The following is a 23634-nucleotide window of genomic DNA, read 5'->3' on the forward strand; positions in this document are numbered from 1 at the left end:
CGATGCGACTCACGAGATGGCTCAGCCCTCTCGGGGTAGTCGGACTGGCGGTCCTCGGCCCTGACTCCGAGTAACCGCGCGAAGCGTCCGGCCGGGATTCGTCCCGGTCTCGTATTTCAACCTTCGTGTCGGAGTCGGCCGAAATCCCGACCGAATAGACACTCCTAATATTATCTCTAGCAATCAAAAACAATTCTTAAGAAAATGTAATCACGTCTATATCGACGATTCACCTGCTCGCGCGCCGAATGCGAAAAAATCCAGCGTCGGCCGCTGGAGACCGTTCCTCAGTTCGTGGTCGTCGTGGTGGTCGTCCCGCCGCCTCCGCCGCCGAGTCGGCCTTGGAAGAAACTCCGCGGAATCTGTTCCAGCGTCTCGCGCGACCCGTCGTCCTGCACCTGAAGGATGGCGAACCGGTTGAGGGGTTCGAGGGCCTCGTTGAGGTTGACCGGACTCGACGCGCCCTGATAGTTGATGTCCTCGCCGTTCGCCAGCAGGTCCTTGGCCTTCTGGAACTCGCCGACCGTGACCGTCTGGCCTTCGCGCGAGACCGACCGGATGTTCTGGGCGATGGCAGTTCCACTGGCCTCGCCCCCAGCCTCCATGGCGAGGGCTTGGAGGAACAGACCGTCGTAGGCGTGGGGCGCGAACAGCGTCCCGGCCTGCTCGCCCATCTTCTCCTCGAACGCGGTCCGACCGCGGGTCTCCTCGGGGTCGGGCGAAGCCAGATACATCCCGGCGGTGATGTTGCTCAGACTGGTCAGGAACTCCGAGGAGTTCAGGCCCTCGCTGAGAACCCACTCGCCGCCGTACCCGCCGTTGTTCCACTGGTTGAGGATGGTCCGGCCGTTGCCCGGATAGCCGATGAACCCGATGGCGTCGGGATTATTCTGGAACAGCGAGTCGAGCGTCGAGGTGTAGTCGCTGGCGCGTTGGCTGTAGCCGACCATCCCGACCGTCTCGCCTTGGAACTGCTCGCGGGCGCGTTCGGCCAGTCCCTGCCCGTAGGGGTTGTCCACAAAGAGGAAGGCCGCGCTGTCAGCGCCGATGTACTCGTCGTCGCTCAGGATGCGGCCCATCACGATGCCCTGTTGGGCGTCGTTGGGCGCGGTCCGGCCGAAGTACTTGAGACTGCCGTCCTCGTTGTACCCGATTTCTGAGAGGGCGGGGGTCGTGCTGGCGTTGCTCATCTGCATCACTTGGTCGGACGCGACGTTCTGGGCAAGCGGGACCGACACTCCGCTGGAGGCCGCGCCGACGAACCCGATGATGTTCTGCTCGTTGACCAGCGAGTTGTAGCGCTGGATGGCCTGCGACGGTCGGGTCTGGCTGTCGGTGTTGGACATGTTGATTTGCCGGTCGAGCGGTCCGCCGGCGTCGTTCACGTCCTGCACCGCGATGTTGACCGCCTTCTGCATCCCGCTCCCGTAGGCGCTGAGGTTCCCCGTAATCGGGAGAATCGACCCCATCTGGATGGGACCGCCCTGCCGCGCAGTCGCCGACGCCGTCAGTCCAGTCAACCCGGCCACCCCCGCGACCGTCGCGCCTTTCACGTAGTTCCGCCGCGTCGTTCGATATTTCTCTGACATCTCCGACGTAGAACACGACGTGACAGTAATAAACAATTGTGTATGTTTGTCGGCAAACGCCCCGATAGTTCAATCTGAATCGACAACCGACGACAGAGAGCGTCCGTCCGCAGGCGATTCGACCGCTCCGGCGGGACGGAAGTAGTCTGCCGAACGTGGGCGGAGCCTTACAGTTTCCCTTCGAAGTACGTCCGCGGAATCGTCTCCAGTTCCTCGCGCTTGGCCTGCTTGACCTGCATGATGGCGAACCGGTTGAGCGGTTCGAGCGACTCGTTCATGTCCACCGGACTCGACGCGCCTTGGTAGTTGATGCTCTCGCCCTCGTCAAGCAGGTCCTTGGCCTTCTGGAACTCGCCGGCGTAGACCTTCGTCCCGTCGCGCGAAACCGACCGGATGTTCTCGGCGACGGCTTTCCCGGATGCTTCCCCGGCCTTGTGCATGGCGAGGGCTTGGAGGAACAGGCCGTCGTAGGCGTGGGGCGCGAACAGCGTCCCGGACTGTCCGCCCATCTCCTCGTCGAAGGTGTCTGCGCTCTTGGTGGACTCGGGACTGGGCGACGCGAGGTACATCCCGTCGGTGACGGACTTGTTGTTCTGGAAGAACTCCTTGGAGTTCAGGCCCTCGCTGAGGACCCACTCGCCGCCGTACCCGCCGTTCGACCACTGCCGGAGGATGGTCTTCCCGTTGCCGGGGTAGCCCACGAACCCGACCGCGTCGGGACTGTTGGCGAACAGTTTGTCCAGCGTCGAGGTGTAGTCGCTGGACTTCTTGCTGTAGGGCACCATCCCGACCGTCTCGCCGTCGAAGGCCGCTTTCGCCCGCTTGGCCAGTCCCTCGCCGTAGGGGTTGTCCACGTAGAGGAAGGCCGCTTTGTCCGCGCCGATGTACTTGTCGTCGTTCAGAATCTGACCCATCACGATGCCCTGCTGGCCGTCGTTGGGCGCTGTCCGACCGAAGTACTTGACCGACTCGTCGTCGTTGTAGCCGATTTGGGAGAGGGCAGGCGTCGTGCTGGCGTTGCTCACCTGCATCACTTGGTCGGCGGCGACCTGTTGGGCCAGCGGAACCGACACCCCGCTAGACGCCGCGCCGACGAAGCCAACGATGTCCTCCTCGTTGACCAGCGACCGGTACTTCTGGGTCGCCTTGGCGGGTTTGGTCTCGCTGTCCTTGTTGACCAGTTTGACCTGTCGGCCGAGCGGACCGCCGGCGTCGTTGATGTGCTTGGCCGCGAGGTTTACCGCCTTCTGCATCCCGGCCCCGTAGGCGCTGAGGCTTCCCGTAATCGGGAGAATCGACCCCATCGCAATCGGTTGGTCGCTCTGGCTCTGACTACCGTCCGACTGGTCGTCCTCCTCGGTGGTCCCGTCGGACATTCCGTCAGTCGTCTCGTCGGTCGTCGTCCCGTCTCCCGAGTTACCGCCCATACACCCGGCGAGACCGGTCAGGCCTACGGCACCGAGCGCCGCCCCGCTCGTTTTCAGATACGAGCGACGCGACTTGTTCTTGCGTGTCATACTCTATCACCATGTCTCGCACTCGGTATAAAAAAGTTTGCAATATGTGAACCCAACTCATGCTGTCTGAAAGTTCACTCGGAATCGAATTTTTATTTGTCAGACAGCCCGACACATATATCACTCCCGCTGTCGGAGTCACGTACATGCCGATACAGACCCTTGACGACCTCGCCGTCCAAGGGACCACGCTGGGAGTGCGTATCGACATCAACAGCCCTCTCGATGACGACGGGACGCTGGCCGACGACGCTCGGCTTCGCGCCCACGTCGAGACCCTCTCGGAACTGCTGGACCGAGGAGGTCGGGTCGCAATTCTCGCCCACCAAGGCCGACCGGGCGGCGACGAGTTCAGGGACCTCCGCCCTCACGCCGAGCGTCTCGACGAGATGCTCGACGCGCCGGTCGATTACTCGGACGCTACCTTTTCGGCTGACGCCCGCCGGACCGTCGAGAACCTGAGCGACGGCGAGGCCGTCCTGCTAGAGAACACCCGATTCTACAGCGAGGAGTACATGGAGTTCTCACCCGACCGCGCCGGACAGACCGAACTCGTGGACAAACTCGTGGGCGTCCTCGACGCCTACGTCAACGACGCCTTCGCGGCGGCCCACCGCTCACAGCCCTCCATCGTCGGCTTCCCCGCCCGAGTTCCGGGCTACGCGGGCCGAGTGATGGAGCAGGAACTCGACGTACTCGGCGACATCGAGCGGACGCCCGAACCCCGGACCTACGTCGTCGGCGGCGCGAAGGTCCCCGACTCGATGGCGGTCATCGAGAGCGTCCTCGAACGCGGACTGGCCGACCGAGTGCTGACGACTGGCGTCGTCGCTAACGTGTTCCTCCTCGCCGATGGCGTCAATCTCGGCGACGCCAGCGCCGACTTCATCTACGAACAGGGGTACTGGGACGAAATCGACCGCGCCGGCGACCTGCTCGAGGAGTACGGCGACCGTATCGCGCTCCCCGAGGACCTCGCGGTCGAGCGAGACGGCGAGCGCCACGAAATCCCGGTCGAAGGCCTCCCGCCCGAGGAGGGCGAGTCCGCGATGGACCTCGGGTCGGCGACGGTCGAATCCTACGGCGAGGTCGTCCGGGGTTCGGGAACGGTGGTCCTCAACGGTCCGGCGGGCGTCTTCGAGGACGAGACGTTCGCTCACGGGACGCGGGACCTTTTCGAAATCGCCACCGAGGCCGAGTACAGCGTCGTCGGGGGCGGCGACACCGCGGCCGCGATTCGACGCTTCGGCATCGAGGGCTTCGACCACGTTAGCACCGGCGGCGGTGCGGCGCTCAACATGCTGACCGGCGAGGACCTGCCCGCCGTCGAGGCGCTTCGGAACTGACAGTTCGGGGCCGAAGCCGAAACCGGCGTTTATCCGGCCCGAGCGCGTGGTCTCTACCGAGATGGTCTCCATCGAATCCGGGAGCGTCCGAGACGTTGACGCCGTGGCCGACCTCTGGGTCGAACTCGCGGACGGCCAGCGCGAGTTCGGGTCCCACCTCGTCGCCGAACGGAACCGCGCGACGATTCGGGAGACCATCGCGCAGAACGCGGTTGCCGGCGGACTGCTGGTCGCTCGTGCCGAGCGAGACGACGAAATCGTCGGCTTCGTCACCTACGGCGTCGAGTCCGACGGCTACGACCAAGACGCGGTTCGGGGCATCGTCCGGAACATCTACGTCAGACCCGAGCGCCGAGGAGAGGGTATCGGGTCGGGCCTCCTCGACGCCGCCGAGGAGCGCCTCGCCGAGCAGGGTGCGGATGCTGTCGCGCTGGAGGTCATGGCCGACAACGACGACGCCCGGCGGTTCTATCGACGCCACGGGTACGCTCCCCACCGGGTCGAATTGGAAAAATCGGTCGAAAGCGATACGCTCACAAAGGAGTAGCCAGAACGTGGCACTGCGTCACGGGATTCGAGCGCGCCAGGGGAGCTTGGGCGGTTCAAGCACCCGACTTGTAATCGGGAGTTCGTGGGTTCAAATCCCACCCCTGGCTTCCTGTCGCTGTCACGTTCGACAGCGACGGACGCAGTTCGTGGCGATTTGAACCCTGCCAGTCGCAGTTCGCGCAGGGAGTGCAACGACCGAGCGAGACCGTCTGGCTCCGGTTCAAATCCCATCTCTGGCTTCCTATCACTATCACGTTCGACAGCGACGGAATCAGTTCGTGGCGATTCGAACCCCGACAGTCACGACTCGCGTCGGGAGTGACACGACCCAGCGTGCCCTCCGGAACTACTTAAAGCGAAACGGTTGCAACGCCGATGCGGATTTAAATATCTCTGCTCCGACGCCTCGGACGGGCGGTCACGAACCGCCTGCCTGACCGCGTGCCAGCGGCGCGTCGAAGGCGGTCCTCGCTTGACGACTCCCGCCTGCCCGACTGCGGTTCGTCGCCGGGCGCACTCTCCTCGCTCGGCGTCGCCGCGACTCGCTCTTTCCGTTGAACTCGTGAGAATTATTTAGGTTGCTATAACGAATATTTTCGATTCCGAAAGACACAGATTTGTTTCTGTCGAGACCGAGGACCGACCGAAATCAGCATTGCCGGACGAGAGCTATCCAGTTTCCGCGTGCGCGAGGCCGACGGGGCTACTGGAACTTGCCGACGTTCGAGAAATCGTCGTCCTCGCAGGTCGAACACTCGTCGGGTTTGGAGATGAAGACGGACCCGCACCCCTCACACTCGTAGAGGTCCGGACCCTCGTCGCGGGCGTCGGCGTCTCCGTCGTCGGGGCCGGAGGCCGACGACCCGAACAGGCGCTTGAGTCGCTCGACGGCGGCGGAGAGCATTCGTTTCAACGTTCGTGGATGCAAACCCGGAGTATAAAACGTTTGTTGCTACTGTGAGAAATCGACTCGCCGAGCGCCCGAAAGAAGCGTCGGCGGCGTCCTCGAACTCTGCGGGCAGGCGGTAGTCCGGCGGGGCCGCCCAGTCGGACCGTCCCGCTATTCGTCCGGTCGTGGAAGCGCGACGAACGACCTCCTGACGATGCTGAAGGGGTCGTACACCGACTGGTGGCACTGGCAGTAGATTTCGTCGGCCGCACCGAACCGCTGGCTGTCCGAGAGCGACTTGAATCCGGGGACGCAACAGAAGTGCGTACACTTGTTCATGTTGGCGAGGAATCCCTCCTCGGTACTGGCCGAGAGCCACTGGTCTCCTCGGTCGGACATCCGCCGGATGCGCTCGCTCCGGATGAGTTGGACCGGTATCGTCCCGCTGGACGGGACGTCCTGCGAGCGCCACGTCACCAGTGCTGGCTTGCCGATGCCGCTCGTGCCGATACCGTTGCCCCACGTCTCGTAGTCCGTGAAGTGTTCGACGTTGACCTGCTCGCCGGGTTCGACGGCCTCCTGTTGCCACTCGTAGGGCGGCGAGGAGGCGTACCGTAAGAAGTTGTCTTGGTCGGCGTCGGGTTTGACGCCGGGGTACGTCTGGCCACCGCAGTACTGGAACCACTCGCTGGTGTACGTGATGCCGCCCAACTCCATCTCGGAGACGGTTATCTCCCGACCCTGTTCCGTGACGGTCTCCGGTTCGGGCCAGATGCCCTTGAGAAACCCGTCGTCATCGACTTCGACGGGTATCTGGGGCATCGCTCGCGGTGCCGGTCCAGCGGTGTTCTCCACGCCGAAGTACTGGGTAATCCCACCGCCCGCGCCGGTCGGTTCGGTGGCGGAGTTGATACTCGCGGCGGCGGCGGTACCGATGCCTGCGAGCGAGGCGCTCCCGACCACGCCCTTCACGAATCGACGCCGGCCCGACTCCTCCGGATACTTGTCGTCGTCTTCAGGCACGGGTTCCCTCCTCGAGTTGAGTAACGTTATCAGTGAGCATACTTCCCCCAACGAGGATAGAGACGGCCTGCGAGACAAAAGGATTATCGGGGGTGATTCTCGGATTAGCTGACAGTAGCCACTGTCTTTTTACTCCTGCCGTGAGTGTCAACGGGTATGGGTCTCTCAGACGAGGAACGCGAGCGCATCGAGCAGTTCGTAGCGACGCCTCGCTACGAGCGCACTCCCGACCAGCTCTGCCCCGAAGAGGACGAAGAATAGAACGCGACTCGGAACTTACGCGACTGCGAACCGGCCGCCCTGCTTCTCCACTAACTCTCGCTCTCGAAGCGTCCGCAGGATGCTGTACAGCGTTATCTTCTTGACTTCGAGGTCGGTCTGCAAGTCGTCTATCGAGGCCGCACCGTCTCTGAGATAGAGGTAGACCAGTTTGGCGCGCGGCGAGTCGAGTTCGGTCGGTAGTTCTCTCGCGGATGTCGTCGGTCGTTGAACGCTCATTTCGGTGTTAGACGCCAGTAGTTCGACGATAATAAATCCCTATTACAACAATCGTCGAAAAGACGCAGGTCGTTAGGATAACAGCCCGATTCTCGCAAAAATTGTCGCTAAACTATCTGTGTCAGAAGGATGTCGTTGTCTCCTCGGCGGAAAAACTGACACCCGAGCGAGCAGGCGGGTCCGAAATACCGGGGCGAACGACCGGAGCGCGGGGTTCGGCCGTGAGGTAGGCGGTGGGTTTATGTGAAACCGAACGGTACCGTCTCCCAATGTGTCCGATGCCGGACGACGGTCGGGACTCCGAGGAGCGGGCGGCGCTGACGCCCGACGACACGGCGAGCGCCGACGAGGGCGGGGCGCTAGCGCCGGAGGAACTCGACATCGAAGAGGAGGAAAACGTCGTCTCGCTCGATAGCGGCCGCTACGTCATCGGCACCGACGACCGCCCGGACGTGTCGGCGGCCGACCGCGGCGACACGCAGTCTCGCGAGACCGACGATGTTCGCGGTGACGCGCCGCCAACCGACACCCAACCGGTCCCGTCCGCGGAGAGCGGTGGAAGCGTCAGTTCGGGCGCGGTCAAAGAGTGGCTCGAAGACGACCTTGACAGCACCAGCGCGCGCTACGGCTTCCACGTCACGGCCAAGTCCGACGACGCCATCAGCCACCAACAGATGTTCTCCGACGACGTGGGGACGGTCTTCGACAGCCTCCTGCGGTGGTACGCCCAACAGTTGACCACCGAGACGGCAGTCGAGGACGTGCTGGGGATACTCCTCACCGAGTCGAACGTTCGAGTGCGCTACTCGCCGTCGTGTCTGCAAGCGATTCTGGAGTCCTACGACCTCGGGCCTGACGACACCATCGCGGACCTGCTGGAGAAGGTGCAGGACGACCGCGGGATGGTGTTCCCGCCAGAGAACGTCTAGGCAATATTTTCACTCATTAGGGACTTATTCTGGTATATTTTAGCATTCTATAGTTGGGCTTGAGTGCCGGATGTGCGTATTGCACCGAGACAGCGCCAACGAGAATTCGGATGATGAACGCCTCTTGAAGCCCCCGCCCGGTCGCGGCCGCTCTGCGGGATATTTCCGCGCTCTCAGCACCGGAAGACAAACCGCGTCTTCCGAGCCATCGCCTCTCCCCGTTCGGCGAGACACCGCCCGCGCGGAAATAGTTGCCCGCAGAGACGACCACGGGTCTTCGACCCGCGACCGGCCGGCCCCTTCATCCCACCCACGGCGACTGTTCGGCCGGGCGCATCCCCGTGGAAAGTTCCACCGAGCGCGTCCGGCCGAGCAGTCGGCCCGCCGTCTCAGGTGGTCTCACAGGCGGATTCACGCCGAGGAGGCCCAACTGAACCCGATGGTCGAGCGATTCGTCCAATTATCATCTCCGAGAGACGAGGACGGGTTTTATATTCTGGGGTTCGATGATTGAATCAGAGACCAGTATGGAAGTAGAACAGACCGACGCCGACCCCGGTGACGGAACCGATTCGGCCGACTCGCCCGAGGTCCGCGACGTGGAGACCCGACAGGTCGTGGAGTTCCGCCTCGGCGAGGACTACTGCGCGGTCGACATCGACGAGGTGGACAGCATCGTGGAGATAAAGAAGGTCACGCGAATCCCCCGGACGCCCGACTCCATCGACGGCGTGATGGACCTTCGCGGGGAGACAACCGCCATCATCAACCCCCGGACCTTCCTCGGCATCGAGGGCGAACCTCCCGAGCGAGACGAGCAGAACATCTTGGTCCTCGACCGGCCCGACGACAAGCAGAAAATCGGGATTCGGGTGGACGAGGTGCTGGAGGTCACGACCTACCCCGAGGACAAAATCGACGAGGAGGAAGAGCTATCGGACCTCGACACGCGCGGGATTCAGGAGCGGGTCTCGCGGGGCATCATCCGCAAGCCAAACGGCGACGGACTGGACCTCGTGGTCTGGATCGACATCGACGCAATCATCGACCAACTGAAATGACCGCGCTCGCTCACTCGGCGTTCGGCCGCGCCAGAACGAGTACAGTTAGTGATAATTATAGGGGAGAATTTATTTCACCCCGTTTCAAATCAATCGATTGGTGACTATCGCATGGCTAAGAACGTGCTGATCGTAGACGACTCGGAATTTATGCGGAATCTACTCCGGGAGATTCTCGAAGAGGAGTTCGAAATCGCGGCAGAGGCCGAGAACGGCGTCGAGGCCGTCGAACTCTACGAGGAACACGACCCGAACCTCGTGATGATGGACATCGTGATGCCGATTCGAGACGGCATCGAGGCGACTTCCGAAATCAAGGAGGCCGACTCGGGTGCCAACATCATCATGTGTACGAGTATCGGACAGGAAGAGAAGATGAAGGCGGCCATCAAGGCCGGTGCTGACGGATACATCACCAAACCGTTCCAGAAACCGAGCGTGATGGACGCCATCGAGGACGTTATCTCAGCATGACGCGGGCAGTCGTCGTCGATGACTCTCACTTCATGCGGACGGTCATCTCCGACATCCTCGAAGACGGCGGCATCGAAGTCGTCGCCGAAGCCAACGACGGCGAGGAGGGTGTCGAGGCGGTCCGGACTCACGACCCCGACGTCGTGACGATGGACGTGGAGATGCCTCGCATGGACGGCATCGAGGCCGTCGAGGAGATAATGGCGACGAATCCGACGCCCGTGTTGATGCTGTCGGCGCACACCGAGGACGGTGCAGAAGCGACCTTCGAGGCCTTGGAGAAGGGTGCGGTGGACTTCCTCGCCAAACCCGGCGGCGAGGTTTCGACCGAAATCTCGGCCCACGGTGAGGCGCTGGTCGAGAAGGTCAAGTCGGCCACGCAGGCCGACCCGTCGTCGGTGGACGAGGTGGACACCACGACCGGTTCCATCGACGCCGACCACGGGTACGTCGAGAACCCGACGCTCGTCGTCGGGGCCTCGACTGGTGGGCCTCGGGTGGTTGAGCGCGTCCTGTCGAGTCTGCCCGTCGAGGCGGATTTCCGCGTGCTGGTCGTCCAGCACATGCCCGACGGATTCACCGGCCGGTTCGCCGAGCGACTCGACGGCCGGAGCGAGTACGACGTGCGAGAGGCCGAGGACGGGATGCGAATCGCGGGCGGCGAGGCGGTCGTTGCGAAGGGCGACTACCACATGGAAGTCGCGGGATACGGCAAGGGTCGTATCCGCCTGCGCCTCCAGCAAGAGGAGGCCCTTCACGGCGTGCGTCCGGCCATCGACGTGACGATGGAGACGGCCGCCGACAAGATAGGCGGTCCCCTCACGGGGGTCGTCCTCACCGGGATGGGTTCGGACGGTGCTGAAGGCATCAAGGCCATCAAGGACGCCGGCGGCGCGACCCTCGCCCAAGACGAGGAGAGCAGTTCGGTGTTCGGCATTCCGGCCAGAGCCATCGAGACCGGGTGTGTGGACCACGTGCATTCGGCCGACGAGATGGGCAAGGCGATTCTCGACACGATTCGAGACAACGGGTGAAAAGACATGGAAGACTACATACAGGACTTCATACGCGAGAGCGAAGAGAACGTCACGGAGTTGAACAACTCACTCCTCGAACTCGAAGATGACCCCGGAGACGAGGAGGCGATGGATTCCATCTTCCGGACCGCCCACACGCTGAAGGGCAACTTCGGCGCGATGGGCTTTCAGGACGAGAGTGACCTCGCCCACGCCATCGAGGACCTGCTGGACGAGATTCGGCAGGGCCGGATGGAGGTCACGCCCGAAATCATGGACCTCGTGTTCGCTGGCGTGGACGAAATCGACAAGGCCCTGAGCCAAATCGAGGACGACGGCGAGTCCGACATCGACCCCGAGGACATCATCACCGAAATACGGGCCGTCATCGAGAACGGCGGCGCGAGCGGCGGTGACGCCGAGGACGCGGGCGACGACTCGGCCGGAGACGCCGACGCGGGCGACGCCGATTCCGGGAATCTCGATTCGGTGCCGGTGGACGAGTTGGCAGACCCCGGCGCGCTGGCGAACGCCGACGGCGACCTGTTCCACGTCGCGGTGGACATGGGCGACCCCCAGATGAAGGGCGTGGACGCGATGTTCGCGCTCGAAGGGTTCGAGGAGAACGTGGACCTCCTCGGCACGGTCCCCGAAGTCGATGCCATCAACGACGGCGAGTACGACGACGGGTTCGACGCCTTCGTCGGGGCCGACGGAGCCAGCGAGGTCGAGTCGGTCCTCTCGTCGGTCGGTAAAATCGAGGGCGGGACAGTCACCGCGCTCGACGTGGACGCTATCGACGCGACCGGTGGCGCGTCCGCCGGCGGCAGTTCGGCAGACGCGAGCGACACTGACGACGCGACCGACGAATCCGCCGACTCCGGGGCCGGAGAGTCCGGCGACGAGAGTGACGAGACGACCGACACGGCGAGCGCAGACGCGGACGACGCTGGCGGGAGTGACACCGCGAGCGACGTGAGTAGTTCCGCCGGGTCCGACGGTTCGTCCGACACCGGCAGTTCCGGCGACACCGGCGGGTCCGGCGGTGGCTCCGGCGGGTCCGCGGCCGACGGCGTCGAGGAGATTCAGTCGGTTCGCGTGGACGTGGACCAGTTAGACGACCTGCACGGACAGGTCGAACAACTGGTCACGAGTCGCATCAAACTCCGGCGGTCGGTCGAGCAGGCCCAAATCGACAGCGCCGAGGACCACTTAGACGAGTTGGACAAGATTACCTCCAGTCTTCAGGACACCGTGATGGACATGCGACTGGTCCCCCTGAAGAAGGTGGTCAACAAGTTCCCGCGACTCGTCCGGGACCTCGCCCGAGAGCAGGAGAAGAAAATCGACTTCGAGATGGAGGGGACCGAAATCGAGTTGGACCGCACCATCTTGGACGAAATCAGCGACCCGCTGATGCACCTTCTGCGAAACGCGGTGGACCACGGCATCGAACCGCCCGAGGAGCGCGAATCAGCGGGCAAACCCCGCGAAGGGTCGATTCGGCTTCGCGGCTTCCGGGAGCGCGACCGAGTGACCATCGAGGTCGAGGACGACGGCGGGGGAATCGACCCCGACGCCATCCGGACCAAGGCGGTCGAGAAGGGCGTCATGACCCGCGACGAGGCCGAGAAGTTGAGCAAGGAGGAGGCCCAGAAACTCATCTTCCACGCCGGATTCTCGACCAACGACGAAGTGACCGACGTGAGCGGTCGGGGCGTCGGGATGGACGTGGTGCAGGATACCGTCTCGCGCCTCGACGGCGAAATCGGCATCGACAGCACGCCCGGCGAGGGCACGACGATTAGCCTCTCGCTCCCCGTCACGGTCGCTATCGTGAAAGTGCTGTTCGTCCAGTCGGGCGACGAGGAGTACGGCATCCCCATCAAGAACGTGGACGAGATTCGCCGGATGGAGGACGTCCAGACCGTCGAGGGCGAGGAAGTCGTCACTCACGACGACACGGTGTATCCCCTCGTGCGCCTCGGCGACGCGCTGAACGTCCCCGGCGAGACGCGGAACGGCGACGGGATGTTAGTCCGCGTCAAGGAGTCCGAGCGGAAGGTCGCCATCCACTGCGACGCGGTGAGCCGTCAGGAAGAGGTCGTCGTCAAACCGTTCGAGGGCATCCTGTCGGGCATCCCCGGTCTCTCGGGTGCCGCGGTCCTCGGTGAGGGCGACGTGGTGACGATTCTGGACGTGGAGACCCTATAAGTATGAGCCGAGGTGACGATAGAAACTTGCACGTTGACATTCGCAAACTGAACCTGTTCAATCAAATGGCCAAGGAGGGAGCCAACACGGTCGCCAGCCATCTCAACCAGATGACTGGGATGGAGACCGAGATGGAGATTACCAAAATCAACTTCCTCGAAATCGACGACATCAAGACCCACGTCGGCCACGAGAAGCAGGTCGGCACCCACATCGAACTCGTCGAACCGCCCCACGGCTACATCCTGTTCCTGTTCAGCGCGAGCAGTGCGAAGAAACTCGCACAGGGGATGCTCCCCGGAAGCGCCGACCCCTCCTCGAAGGGATTCAGCGACATGGAACGGTCGGCCGTCCAAGAAATCGGCAACATCATGACGAGCGGGTTCATCGACGGATGGGCCAACGTCTTCAACACGACCATCGACATCTCGACGCCAAAGTTCACCTACGGCGCGGGGTCGAAGATGGTGGACAACCTCGTCGGCAACCGGCGCGACGACATGGCGCTGGTGTTCGACTCCCGAGTTCACGCCCGCGAGGCCGACGTGGAGGTCAAGGTCTACACCTTCCCCGAACTCGAAGAACTCGTCTCGCTGATGAAGCAGATAGAGATATGAGCGGACTCCCGAGGCCCAACACATGAACGTGGACATCGAATCGCTGGGAACGTTCAGCAGAACCGCCCAAGAAGGCGCACAGCGCGCCGCAGAGAACCTCACCGGGATGACCGGCATCGAGACCGCGGTAGACGTGACCGAGGTCACGCTGGCGTCGGCCGACGACCTCGCTCGCGCCGACGAGCGCGTCGGCATCGCCATCGACTTCGAGGGCGGCATCGACGGCACTAGCCTGTTGACCTTCTCGCCAGAGACCGAGGAGACATTGCTAGACACGCTCCTCCCCGGCGAGGGGTTGGACAAGAGCGCGGTCGAGGAGGTCGGAAACGTCGTCACCAGCGGGTTCGTCGGCGGATGGGCCGACCACCTCGAAACCACCATCGACATCACGCCGCCCGAGTACGTCGAGGGGTCGGGCGAAGAACTGCTGGACGAGGTGGGCTTCGACCGGAATCAGGCGTTTGTCTTCCGGAGCGAGGTCAGCGCGGTCGGCGAGGAGCTGGACATAGAATTTCATATGTTTCCCGATGATGATTCGTTGCGTGAGATGCTGACGGGCGGCGAGGACCAGATTCCCGTCGAGAAACTCACGACCCTCCGGGAGATGGCCCGTACCGGCGCGGAGACGGCCTCCGAGACCGTCTCGGCGATGACCGGCATCGATACCGGCGTGGACATCACCCAGTTGAGTTTCGTCCCGGTCGAGGCCGTGCCCGGCGAGTTGGCCGACCGCCAGCACGTCGGGGTCGTCCTCGAATTCGAGGGCGTCCTCGGCGGGTACATCCTCATCCTGTTCGACGAGGCGTCGGCCCGCGACGTGGTGACCGCGCTCGTGCCGGGCACCGACGAGGTCGAATCCTTCGAGGGGCCACAGCGGTCGGCGATGAAGGAAATCGGCAACGTGATGACGAGTAGTTTCATCGATGGATGGGCGAACGTCTTGGACACGACCATCGACATCTCGCCGCCACAGTTCGTCCACGACATGGGCCGGGCGGTGGCCCAATCGGTCGTCGCGCGCCTCGGCCAGCGCCAAGCCTTCGCCTTCCTGTTCGACGCCACGCTCCGGGCCGACGACCGGGAGTTCGACTGCGAGATATACGCCATCCCCGACGAGAGCGGACTCCAGTCTGCGCTGGACGACTTGGACCCCGACGCGACCGCCGAACGAACCACGAAAGCAGGGTCGTTATGAGCATGACGACCGAACACCAATCCCCGACAGACGACAACCCCGGCCGAGTCCGCGTCGGGGTCGCCGAACTCGCAGTCGCCAGCGGCGACACCCGACTCACCACCAGCGGTCTCGGTTCCTGCGTCGGCATCGCCGTCGCCGACCCGCCCTCGGGCATCGCCGGACTGGCCCACGTCATGCTCCCCGAGGCGACTTCCGACGCCGAGGCCAAACCGGCCAAGTCGATGGCTCGCGGCGTCGAGGGGTTAGTCGCCGAAGTCGAGGACGCGGGCGGCGACGCCGACCGCTTGGAGGCCAAAATCGCGGGCGGAAGCCGGATGTTCGACTTCTCGGGCGTCAGCGAGGGCGTCGGCCAGCGCAACGTCGAACGCGCCAGAGAGACGCTGGCCGACTGCGACGTGCCCGTCGTCGCCGAGGACGTGGGCGGCGACCACGGCCGGTCGCTGGAGTTGGTCCCCGAGACGTGGACCCTGACCGTGACCAGCGCCCACCGGGGGGTCGAGAACCTGTGACGCCCGACGACGAAGCCTTCGAGCGACTGCTGGAGTACGTCGAATCCGACCTCGGGTTCGCAACGAGTTACTACGACGACTCGTACCTCGACCGCCGGGTGTCCTCGCGGATGCGCCGGACCGATGCCGACGACTACGCCGAGTACCTCGACCTGCTCAGCGACGACGAGAGCGAACAGGAGGCCCTCCTCGATGCCTTCTCGGTCAACGTCACCAGTTTCTTCCGGAACCCCGAGGTCTGGGAGGAGATGCGCTCGGTCCTCCGGCGTCTCTCCGACGAGCGCGACCGACTGCGCCTCTGGAGCGCGGCGTGTTCGGACGGTCGGGAACCCTACTCGCTGTCGATGCTCGCGCTGGACGACCCGGAGGTGGACGACGCCAGCATCGAGATTACCGCGACGGACATTGACGAGGAGATTCTGTCGGCGGCCCGCCGGGGCGTCTACCAGAACACGCGGACGACAGACATCGGCGAGCAACTCGCGCCCCTCGACGAGTACGAGCGGTACGTCGAGCGCGACGACACTCGGTTCTCGGTTACGGACGCAGTGAAGGAACTGGTCTCGTTCGAGCGCCACGACCTCATCAACGGCGACCCCAAGTCGAACTTCGACCTCGTGGTGTGTCGCAACCTGTTCATCTACATCGACGCCGAACACAAACTGCCGATTCTGGAGACGGTCTCGAAGTCGCTGGCCGAGGGTGGCTATCTCGTCATCGGCAAGACCGAGACCCTCCCCGAGACGCTCAAACCCGCCTTCGAACCGGTGGCCCGCAGACTCCGTATATACCGAAAATCTGATAGTATATCAATCCAGCAGTAGGTGGGGTGAAAGGGGACTCAGCGGCGCTCTGTGTCGATTTGACGCTCGTCTGACGGGGAGTATCAGAGTTGATAACTCAGGGGGAAGATTAATGTGCCGGAAGTTCGCTGTTGTCGATAATGAAACTTATCGGTCTCAGCGACCAGTTCGTTCACCTCCTCGGGACGGGCATGGTCGGCATGGGAATCATGGATTTCATGGACGAAGAGGAGGGCGAGAGCGCCGACGCCGACGGCTCCGGCGACGGTGGCGATGACGACCTCTTTGGTGACGGTATGGGCGACGACGGGATGGGTGGCGACATGGGCGGCGAGATGGACGACGACTTCGGCGGCATGGACGACGGGATGGGGATGGACGACGGGATGGACGACTGGGCCGACGGGGGCGGCGGCGACGACGAGTTCGGTATGGGCGGCGAAGGGGGTTCGGGACCGACCCAAGAGCTAGAGAACCGCATCGACGAACTCGAAAACGAGGTCGCCGAAATCTCCTCGACGGTCGGCACTGTCAGGAGCGAGAACGAGCAGATTAGCTCCAAGGTGGACGAGACCGAGGAGAACGTCCGAAAGCTACTGGAAATCTACGAGATGGTCACCCGCGGTGTCAATCCCTTCGTGGACGACGTTCAGCAGGGCGGCATGGGTGGCGGCGGCGGAGCCTTCGGCGAAGGCGGCGGTGGTGCCGGCGGCGACGGTGGCTTCGGCCTCTTTGACGAGGACGAAGACGAGGAAGAGGAGGAAGACCTCAACGAGGACATCGCCGACGCCGAGGCCGAGAGCTTCTTCGACGACGACTTCGACGAGGAGGAAGAAGACGAATTCGAGGACGAGACCGACCTCGAAGACGACGCAGGCGACGAGATGGGCGGCATGGACGACGAGTTCGGCGACGACCTCGAAGACGACGACTTCGAGGACGATGGCTTCGAGGACGACGCGGCCGACGACCTCGGCTTCGACTCGCCCGACGAAGGAATGGGCGACGGCCTCGCGGACGACATGGACGGCATGGACGACGAGGCCGACGAAGACGACGGCGGACAGGCGGGCGGTTCGACGTTCGCGGAACTCAAAGAGGAGTACGAGTCCGGCGAGGCCGACTGGGCCGAGGAGGAGGGCGCACCCGAGGGCGCTCAACCCGACCCCGAACCGGAGCCAGAGCCGACCCTCGAAGCCGACCCCGAACCCGAGGTAGAGGAACCGGCAGACGGCGACTTCGAGTTCGAGGAGCCGTCCGAGACTCAGCCCGCGACGACTGCCGGGTCGAACGGTCGGGGCAGAAAGCCCTACCTCGCAGAGCTACCCAGCGGGTACGTCTCGGACCTCGTGGTGATGGAGTGGCTCGAGTTCCTCGTCGAGGAGTTCGGTCCCGAGGACGCGGTGCGCTCCATCGAGTACTACAGCGACATCGGTTGGATCAGCGAGTCGGTCGAGGAGGAGCTTCTGGCGTTCGTGAGTGGGTTCGCAGACGTGGAGACGGTCGATACCGAGGAGACCGGTCCCGCGTCACTCGAAATCGACGACCACATCCAGAGCCTCACCTTCCTGAGCCAGCTGACCGGCGACGCGGTCCAGCGGAAGATCGTCGAACACTGTGCGCAGATTCGAGGTGGGCGCGATGGGATTCAGCGTTAGCGGGGCGACTGCAATCCTGTTCCTCGGGATGTTCATCAGCTTCGGTGTCGCGTACACCGCGGCGAGTAACGGGTTCGATCAGGTCCACGGGGCCTACGAGGAGGACGCCGACGAGGCGCTGGCCCGCCAGAACACGGACATCGCGTTCGACAGTACCAACGTCGCCAATCAGGGCGGGCAGTTGTACCTGAACACCTCGGTCAACAACACTGGGTCCGAACCGCTGTCGGTGAATGACACCGACATTCTTATAGATGGAAATTACATCAAACCAACGAGCAACAAAATGGTGACGTTGGAAGTGAACGGAAACGGCGATACCGACCTCTGGCTTCCGGGTGAGACGCTCCGCGTCGAAATCGCGGTCGGTGCCGACCCCTCGCGGGTGAAAGTCGTGACCGGGACGGGCGTGGCCGGGACGGAGGTGGTCTGAGTGGCGAGCGTCTCCAGTTCCCACCTCATCCTGTTCATCGCCAGTCTCATCGTCGCCGCCAGCGTCGCCGGGACGTTCACGCAGGGCGTCCAGCGACTCTCCTCGGCGTTGGGCGACCGGAGCGTGGACGTGAGCGGAGACATTCGCACAGACATCTCTATCATCAGCGACGCCGGTAGTAGCGCCATCTATCAGGAAAGCGGTGGCGACGGGATGATTACGGTACTGGTGAAAAACACCGGGTCACGAACACTCGACGCCGAGAGTGACCAAATTGAAGTGCTGGTAGACGGAAAATATCAACCGGACGTAACCGTCTCGGTCGTGGACGGCTCGGCGTGGGCAGGCGGTAACGTCGCCAAAGTGGAGATTCCACAGTCCCTCGGTTCGGGCGACCACCGCGTGAAAATCATCGTGAACGGCGATAGTGACGTACTGCGGTTCAGAATCCAACCATGAGTCAAGATAACCTCTACTCCCTCGGTCTGGAAGACCACGACAGACTGAATCACGAACTCGGCGGCGGTATTCCCCGCGGGTCCATCGTCCTCATCGAGGGCGACTACGGGGCCGGAAAGTCCGCGATGAGCCAGCGGTTCAGCTACGGCCTCTGCGAGACGGGCCACTCGGTGACGCTCCTCTCGACGGAGTTGACCGTCAGCGGGTTCATCGACCAGATGCACTCGCTGTCCTACAGCGTCGAGGAGCATCTGTTAGACGAACGCCTGCTGTTCCTCCACGCCGACGTGGACACCGGCGGCGGCCGGTTGACCACCGCCGAGGACGACGAGGGTAATCGGAAGGAACTCCTCAACCGGTTGATGAACGCCGAGGCCATGTGGCAGGCAGACGTCATCGTCATCGACACGTTCGACGCCATCCTGCGTAACGACCCCAAGTTCGAGGCCCTGATTCGCCAGAACGAGGAGCGCCAAGCCGCGCTCGAAATCATCTCGTTCTTCCGTGATTTGGTCTCGGCGGGACAGGTCATCGTCCTCACGGTGGACCCCTCGACCGTGGACGAGGAAGCAATCGGACCGTTCCGGGCCATCGCCGACGTGTTCATGGAACTCCAGATGGTCGAAGTCGGCAACGACGTGCGCCGGAACATCTCGGTCAAGCGATTCGCCGGCATGGGCGAACAGGTCGGCGACACCATCGGGTTCTCGGTGCGGGCCGACGCCGGAATCGTCATCGAAAGCCGTAGCGTCGCCTAACTGAGTCTCCACCATGACAGAGCACGGGACCGCACAGATTCAGGACGACCTTCGGGAAGTGGCGATGCGACGCCCCCACCTCCGGGACTACCTGAAGCGGTTCAAGCAGTTCACCGGGGAGTTCCCGCGGCTCATCGACGAGCCGAGCGACGAGTGGGAAGCCGACAAACCCAACGTCATCTACCCCGTCGGCGGTCCCATCTACTGTCACGTCTACGGCGACGTGGGCCAAGACACCGAGTACTACGCGGTCGAACCCGAGCTTTCGGGCACCGAACAGGAGCTGTTCGGCAAGGTCCGGGGCGAGATTCTCGAAAAGAGCGTCAAGAAGCCCGCGCCCCAAGACGAGGGGGAGTACGACGACCGAATCGAGGAGCTACTCGACGATACCGTGCTGGTCAACGACGGCGAGACCGGCGGTGGCGGCGTTGACCTCCAGAATCTCTCGGCCCAGCAGATTCTGAACTGGATAAAGAACGTCTCGTACAACGACTTCAAGCACAACGTGCGGACGTTCTCGACCGACGACATCGTGCGGGTCGTCAAGGACTTCACCAACATCGGCACCTACGAGGTGTCCGAACAGACCTACGAGAACATCCGGTATCGGTTGAACCGCGACATCGTGGGATTCGGCCCGCTGGAACCCATCATGCGCGACCCGGCGAACGAGGACATCCACGTCATCGGTCCTCACGAGACCTACGTGGACCACGGCACGTTCGGCATGCTCGGGACCAGCGTGGACTTCGGGTCGCCCGACAGGTTCGACAACTGGTTGCGAAACATGGGTGAGCGAATCGGGGACCCGGTGTCGGACTCCGACCCCATCGTGGACTCGACCCTGCCCGACGGGTCGCGTATCAACATCATCTACTCCGACGACGTGAGCCTGAAGGGGCCGAGCCTCACCATCCGTCAGGGCGAGGGCACGCCCCTGTCGGTGGCCCAGATTACCAAGTGGGGGACGCTCAGCCCCAAGCTTGCGGCGTACCTCTGGCTCTGTCTCGAAAACGAACAGACCGTGTTCGTGGTCGGGGAGACGGCGTCCGGGAAGACCACCACCCTGAACTGTATCATGTCGTTCATCCCGCGGGACTCGAAGATTTACACCGCGGAGGACACCGCCGAGGTCCTGCCGCCTCACGACACGTGGCAACAGCTACTGACTCGTGAGGGCGGCGGCGAGGACAGTTCCGACGTGGACATGTTCGACCTCGTGGCGGCCGCGCTCCGTTCGCGCCCGGACTACATCGTCGTGGGTGAGGTCCGTGGCGAGGAGGGTCGGATGGCGTTCCAAGCCGCCCAGACCGGTCACCCCGTGATGCTGACCTTCCACGCGTCCGACATCGTGTCCATGATTCAGCGTTTCACCGGGGACCCCATCAACATCCCCGAGACGTTCATGGACAACGCCGACGTGGCGCTGTTCCAGAACCGAGTCAAGCAGGGCGACGACGTGCTTCGTCGCGTGACCTCGGTGCAGGAAATCGAGGGGTACTCCAAGGAGATGGGCGGTGTCGTGACCCGCCAGTCGTTCTACTGGGACCCCGTGGAGGACGAAATCGTCTTCCAAGGCATGAACAACTCCTACGTCCTCGAGGAGCAGATTGCGACCCTGCTGGGGTACGAGAACACCCGCGACATCTACAACGAACTCGACTTCCGCGCCGAGATTATGGAGCGGATGATAGAGGAGAACATTCTGGGCTACCACGACGTCAACGAGACCATCGAGTCCTTCCAGCGCGACGGCGTGGACGGACTGCCCTTCGACATCCACCGGTCCATCGACTAGCGGGCGTATCGACGCTCTTTCGCGTTCCAGCGATGTTCCCGTCGTCCGGGCCAAACGACGTACGGTCGCTTTCGACGGTTCGATGGGTTCGCTCCCGGAGGAGACACTTGTGACTCACCCAAGGTTTATGCGCCCTATCGGAGATGGCTCGGGTATGACTCGCGTCCGCCGCGCCCACTACGGGGCGCTCGTCGGCGTCGGCCTCGTCGCTGGCGCGCTCGTCGTGACGCTGGTCGGCGAGTGGCCGCGCGTGCAGTCGCTCCTCGGGGGCGTCATGGTGGTCTGCTCGGCTCTGCTGGTTCTCAAAACGACCGCCGTCGTCGCCGGTGTTCTACTTCGGACGCTCGATTGAACTACCATCTCCGATATTAGGGAAATAAAATTATAGCTTTAACACCACTATACAGTTCTTTAACGTGTCAAAGCACGTTTTGTAGTCGTTCGACCACCGCGACTATTCCGATAGTTTACAGCTTTCCGTTCGGGAGTCCAATATTTCAAGGGGAAAGAGGGATGATGGTGGGACGTAAACCCGCGAACACAGCGGCCTCCGACGACCATGGCGACCCAAGAAGAACCCGCAGAGAACGCGACCGACGTGAAGGACATCGTGTCGGGGTTCATCAACTCGACCATCGAGTCCTACCGGCACATGGAGACGCCAGTCTCCCGGTACCTCACGCTCGTCGTGTTCCCGTCCATCCTGTTCTTCGTGCTGACGGTCCTCGTCTACGTCGTCACGGACTTCCCGCCGCTCATCTCGATGCCCATCCCGTCGCTGGGCCTCCTCGCACTCGGGGTGTCGGTCCTCTACCCCAAAATCCTGCGCGACCAGAAGCGCAAGGAGATAGAGGACCGCCTGCACCTGTTCATTACCCACATGACCATCCTCTCGACGGCGAACATCGACCGCGTGGAGGTCTTCCGGACCCTCGGCGAGGAGGAAGAATACGGCGCACTCGCCGAGGAGATGCGCCGCATCACCCAACTGGTGGACACGTGGAACCAGAGTCTGGACGACGCCCTGCGCATCCGGGCGAACAAGTCGCCGAGCAAGCCGTTCGCCGACTTCCTCGACCGACTGGCGTACACCATCAACGCGGGCCAAGAGGTGCAGGACTTCCTGCTGTCCGAACAGGACGTGGTGATTCAGAACTACGTCACTATCTACGAGGGGTCGCTCCAGAACCTCGAAGTCATGAAGGACCTCTACCTCTCGATGGTCCTGTCCGTCACCTTCGCGCTCGTGTTCGCAACCGTCCTGCCGATTCTGACGGGGACCAACCCGACGATGACGGTCAGCGCCGTCGTCGTGATGTTCGCGTTCGTCCAGACCGGGTTCCTCGTGATGATTCGCAACACCGCGCCCTACGACCCGGTGTGGTACCATCCGGACAACGTGACGACCGACTCCGAGTGGCGCATCCGCATCGCGGTCGGGGTCGGGTTCCTCCTCACCATCGTCGCAATGGTCGCCTGTCTGCTGGTGCTGATGGGCCAGACCAGCATCGACCCCGACACGATACCCCTCCCGTTCTTCGCCGCGATTCCGACGACGCCCCTGCTGATTCCCGGCCTCGTCGTCCGGAGCGAGGAGGAACACATCAAGGAACGCGACGACGAATTCACCAACTTCATCCGGGCGCTGGGCGCGACCGAAACCGCCAAGCAGAGTACCACGACCAAGGTCCTCGAAAGCCTGCGCGGCAAGGACTTCGGCGCGCTGACCGACAACGTGGACGACCTCTACAAGCGCCTCAACATGCGCATCGAACCCGCGATGGCGTGGCGACACTTCACCGCCGACTCGCGGTCGTACCTCATCCAGAAGTTCTCCGAGATGTTCCTCGTCGGCCGGCAGATGGGTGGCGACCCCAAGCAGTTGGGCGAACTCATCTCCAGCAACATGAACGAGGTCCTCCAACTCCGCGAGCGCCGCGAACAGTCCACCGTCACCCTCATCGGTGTCCTCTACGGGATTACCGCGGCCTCGACCTTCGCGTTCTTCATCGGCCTCGAAATCGTCGAAGTGCTGGCCAGCATGTCCATCGGTCTCGACACCAGCCAGTTCGACTTCGGGACCATCATCCACACCGACGTCTACGACATCCCGACCATCGAGTACCTGCTGGTCATCATCATCCTGCTGAACTCCGTGCTGTCGTCGCTGATGATTCGCATCGCCGACGGCGGCCACAAGGTCAACGCCTACATGCACTTCGTCTTCCTGACGTGGGGGTCCAGCAGTATCGCGGTGTTCACCCGCATCGTCGTCGGGTCGTTCCTGAACGTCTGA

At 63.0% G+C, this 23634-nt stretch carries 23 protein-coding genes and 1 tRNA gene; 19 read left to right on the forward strand and 5 right to left on the reverse strand.

The genetic code is table 11. The annotated features are described in order from the left end of the window. Positions 1-287 precede the first annotated feature (287 nt). Positions 288-1589, reverse strand: a complete 1302-nt coding sequence (locus P2T57_RS05215) for an ABC transporter substrate-binding protein (protein WP_276301429.1) — start codon at positions 1587-1589, stop codon at positions 288-290. A 167-nt stretch (positions 1590-1756) separates the two neighbouring features. Continuing rightward, positions 1757-3106 (reverse strand): ABC transporter substrate-binding protein, encoded by a 1350-nt coding sequence (locus P2T57_RS05220; RefSeq protein WP_276301430.1) that lies wholly within the window; start codon positions 3104-3106, stop codon positions 1757-1759. Positions 3107-3252: 146 nt separating this feature from the next. Here P2T57_RS05220 and P2T57_RS05225 point away from each other — a divergent pair, with 146 nt between their 5' ends. The 3 genes from P2T57_RS05225 to P2T57_RS05235 all read left to right on the forward strand — a co-directional run bounded on the left by P2T57_RS05225 (position 3253) and on the right by P2T57_RS05235 (position 5108). Next, on the forward strand, positions 3253-4452 hold the full coding sequence (locus P2T57_RS05225; RefSeq protein ID WP_276301431.1) for a phosphoglycerate kinase: 1200 nt from the start codon (positions 3253-3255) through the stop codon (positions 4450-4452). A 61-nt stretch (positions 4453-4513) separates the two neighbouring features. Beyond that, positions 4514-4999: a GNAT family N-acetyltransferase gene (locus P2T57_RS05230; protein ID WP_276302083.1), complete on the forward strand. Its 486-nt coding sequence runs from the start codon at positions 4514-4516 to the stop codon at positions 4997-4999. 35 nt (positions 5000-5034) lie between these two features. Then, positions 5035-5108: transfer RNA gene (locus P2T57_RS05235), tRNA-Thr, on the forward strand. A gap of 596 nt (positions 5109-5704) precedes the next feature. Here the strand turns inward: P2T57_RS05235 and P2T57_RS05240 are convergent. The 3 genes from P2T57_RS05240 to P2T57_RS05250 form a co-directional block, all read right to left on the reverse strand. Further along, a complete protein-coding gene (locus P2T57_RS05240; RefSeq protein ID WP_276301432.1) occupies positions 5705-5914 on the reverse strand; it encodes a hypothetical protein in 210 nt (69 codons plus the stop codon). A gap of 147 nt (positions 5915-6061) precedes the next feature. Next, a complete protein-coding gene (locus P2T57_RS05245; RefSeq protein ID WP_276301433.1) occupies positions 6062-6913 on the reverse strand; it encodes a ubiquinol-cytochrome c reductase iron-sulfur subunit in 852 nt (283 codons plus the stop codon). A gap of 276 nt (positions 6914-7189) precedes the next feature. After that, positions 7190-7411, reverse strand: a complete 222-nt coding sequence (locus P2T57_RS05250) for a TrmB family transcriptional regulator (protein ID WP_276301434.1) — start codon at positions 7409-7411, stop codon at positions 7190-7192. A gap of 269 nt (positions 7412-7680) precedes the next feature. Between P2T57_RS05250 and P2T57_RS05255 the strand changes: the two genes are divergently transcribed. The 16 genes from P2T57_RS05255 to flaJ all read left to right on the forward strand — a co-directional run bounded on the left by P2T57_RS05255 (position 7681) and on the right by flaJ (position 23634). Further along, positions 7681-8340, forward strand: a complete 660-nt coding sequence (locus P2T57_RS05255) for a DUF7500 family protein (RefSeq protein ID WP_276301435.1) — start codon at positions 7681-7683, stop codon at positions 8338-8340. A 527-nt stretch (positions 8341-8867) separates the two neighbouring features. After that, positions 8868-9401: a chemotaxis protein CheW gene (locus P2T57_RS05260; RefSeq protein ID WP_276301436.1), complete on the forward strand. Its 534-nt coding sequence runs from the start codon at positions 8868-8870 to the stop codon at positions 9399-9401. A 111-nt stretch (positions 9402-9512) separates the two neighbouring features. Continuing rightward, complete coding sequence (gene cheY, locus P2T57_RS05265) at positions 9513-9875, forward strand: chemotaxis protein CheY (protein ID WP_276301437.1); 363 nt, start codon at positions 9513-9515, stop codon at positions 9873-9875. Further along, on the forward strand, positions 9872-10909 hold the full coding sequence (locus P2T57_RS05270; RefSeq protein ID WP_276301438.1) for a protein-glutamate methylesterase/protein-glutamine glutaminase: 1038 nt from the start codon (positions 9872-9874) through the stop codon (positions 10907-10909). Before cheY ends, P2T57_RS05270 begins: the two co-directional genes overlap by 4 nt. A gap of 6 nt (positions 10910-10915) precedes the next feature. Continuing rightward, a complete protein-coding gene (locus P2T57_RS05275) occupies positions 10916-13105 on the forward strand; it encodes a chemotaxis protein CheA (RefSeq protein ID WP_276301439.1) in 2190 nt (729 codons plus the stop codon). A 2-nt stretch (positions 13106-13107) separates the two neighbouring features. Then, the gene (locus P2T57_RS05280; RefSeq protein WP_276301440.1) at positions 13108-13722 is read left to right on the forward strand and encodes a chemotaxis protein CheC; all 615 of its coding nucleotides are present in this window, start codon (positions 13108-13110) and stop codon (positions 13720-13722) included. A gap of 22 nt (positions 13723-13744) precedes the next feature. Further along, entirely contained in the window at positions 13745-14917 is a 1173-nt protein-coding gene (locus P2T57_RS05285) for a chemotaxis protein CheC (protein WP_276301441.1), read from the forward strand. Between the two features lie 2 nt (positions 14918-14919). Beyond that, the gene (locus P2T57_RS05290) at positions 14920-15429 is read left to right on the forward strand and encodes a chemotaxis protein CheD (RefSeq protein WP_276301442.1); all 510 of its coding nucleotides are present in this window, start codon (positions 14920-14922) and stop codon (positions 15427-15429) included. Next, a complete protein-coding gene (locus tag P2T57_RS05295) occupies positions 15426-16253 on the forward strand; it encodes a CheR family methyltransferase (RefSeq protein ID WP_276301443.1) in 828 nt (275 codons plus the stop codon). Before P2T57_RS05290 ends, P2T57_RS05295 begins: the two co-directional genes overlap by 4 nt. A 119-nt stretch (positions 16254-16372) precedes the next feature. Continuing rightward, complete coding sequence (locus P2T57_RS05300; RefSeq protein ID WP_276301444.1) at positions 16373-17890, forward strand: FlaD/FlaE family flagellar protein; 1518 nt, start codon at positions 16373-16375, stop codon at positions 17888-17890. After that, a complete protein-coding gene (gene arlF / locus P2T57_RS05305; protein WP_276301445.1) occupies positions 17874-18323 on the forward strand; it encodes an archaellum stator protein ArlF in 450 nt (149 codons plus the stop codon). Before P2T57_RS05300 ends, arlF begins: the two co-directional genes overlap by 17 nt. Next, entirely contained in the window at positions 18324-18782 is a 459-nt protein-coding gene (gene arlG / locus P2T57_RS05310; RefSeq protein WP_276301446.1) for an archaellum stator protein ArlG, read from the forward strand. Then, positions 18779-19540, forward strand: a complete 762-nt coding sequence (gene arlH / locus P2T57_RS05315; RefSeq protein WP_276301447.1) for an archaellum protein ArlH — start codon at positions 18779-18781, stop codon at positions 19538-19540. Before arlG ends, arlH begins: the two co-directional genes overlap by 4 nt. Before the next feature lie 13 nt (positions 19541-19553). Beyond that, positions 19554-21338 carry a type II/IV secretion system ATPase subunit gene (locus P2T57_RS05320; RefSeq protein ID WP_276301448.1) on the forward strand — a complete coding sequence of 595 codons (1785 nt, stop codon included), beginning with the start codon at positions 19554-19556 and terminating at the stop codon, positions 21336-21338. Positions 21339-21492: 154 nt separating this feature from the next. Beyond that, entirely contained in the window at positions 21493-21690 is a 198-nt protein-coding gene (locus P2T57_RS05325) for a hypothetical protein (protein ID WP_276301449.1), read from the forward strand. A 207-nt stretch (positions 21691-21897) separates the two neighbouring features. Further along, the gene (flaJ, locus tag P2T57_RS05330; protein WP_276301450.1) at positions 21898-23634 is read left to right on the forward strand and encodes an archaellar assembly protein FlaJ; all 1737 of its coding nucleotides are present in this window, start codon (positions 21898-21900) and stop codon (positions 23632-23634) included.

The organism is Halorussus lipolyticus (genome assembly GCF_029338375.1).
GTDB classification, from domain to species: Archaea; Halobacteriota; Halobacteria; order Halobacteriales; family Haladaptataceae; genus Halorussus; species Halorussus lipolyticus.

Bases quoted from the DNA above. Each gene is read 5' to 3' on its own strand.
- P2T57_RS05215 (WP_276301429.1), bottom strand. From the start codon at position 1,589: ATGTCAGAGAAATATCGAACGACGCGGCGGAACTACGTGAAAGGCGCG.
- P2T57_RS05220 (WP_276301430.1), bottom strand. From the start codon at position 3,106: ATGACACGCAAGAACAAGTCGCGTCGCTCGTATCTGAAAACGAGCGGG.
- P2T57_RS05225 (WP_276301431.1), top strand. From the start codon at position 3,253: ATGCCGATACAGACCCTTGACGACCTCGCCGTCCAAGGGACCACGCTG.
- P2T57_RS05230 (WP_276302083.1), top strand. From the start codon at position 4,514: ATGGTCTCCATCGAATCCGGGAGCGTCCGAGACGTTGACGCCGTGGCC.
- P2T57_RS05250 (WP_276301434.1), bottom strand. From the start codon at position 7,411: ATGAGCGTTCAACGACCGACGACATCCGCGAGAGAACTACCGACCGAA.
- P2T57_RS05255 (WP_276301435.1), top strand. From the start codon at position 7,681: ATGTGTCCGATGCCGGACGACGGTCGGGACTCCGAGGAGCGGGCGGCG.
- P2T57_RS05260 (WP_276301436.1), top strand. From the start codon at position 8,868: ATGGAAGTAGAACAGACCGACGCCGACCCCGGTGACGGAACCGATTCG.
- cheY (WP_276301437.1), top strand. From the start codon at position 9,513: ATGGCTAAGAACGTGCTGATCGTAGACGACTCGGAATTTATGCGGAAT.
- P2T57_RS05270 (WP_276301438.1), top strand. From the start codon at position 9,872: ATGACGCGGGCAGTCGTCGTCGATGACTCTCACTTCATGCGGACGGTC.
- P2T57_RS05275 (WP_276301439.1), top strand. From the start codon at position 10,916: ATGGAAGACTACATACAGGACTTCATACGCGAGAGCGAAGAGAACGTC.
- P2T57_RS05280 (WP_276301440.1), top strand. From the start codon at position 13,108: ATGAGCCGAGGTGACGATAGAAACTTGCACGTTGACATTCGCAAACTG.
- P2T57_RS05285 (WP_276301441.1), top strand. From the start codon at position 13,745: ATGAACGTGGACATCGAATCGCTGGGAACGTTCAGCAGAACCGCCCAA.
- P2T57_RS05290 (WP_276301442.1), top strand. From the start codon at position 14,920: ATGACGACCGAACACCAATCCCCGACAGACGACAACCCCGGCCGAGTC.
- P2T57_RS05300 (WP_276301444.1), top strand. From the start codon at position 16,373: ATGAAACTTATCGGTCTCAGCGACCAGTTCGTTCACCTCCTCGGGACG.
- arlF (WP_276301445.1), top strand. From the start codon at position 17,874: ATGGGATTCAGCGTTAGCGGGGCGACTGCAATCCTGTTCCTCGGGATG.
- arlH (WP_276301447.1), top strand. From the start codon at position 18,779: ATGAGTCAAGATAACCTCTACTCCCTCGGTCTGGAAGACCACGACAGA.
- P2T57_RS05320 (WP_276301448.1), top strand. From the start codon at position 19,554: ATGACAGAGCACGGGACCGCACAGATTCAGGACGACCTTCGGGAAGTG.
- P2T57_RS05325 (WP_276301449.1), top strand. From the start codon at position 21,493: ATGACTCGCGTCCGCCGCGCCCACTACGGGGCGCTCGTCGGCGTCGGC.
- flaJ (WP_276301450.1), top strand. From the start codon at position 21,898: ATGGCGACCCAAGAAGAACCCGCAGAGAACGCGACCGACGTGAAGGAC.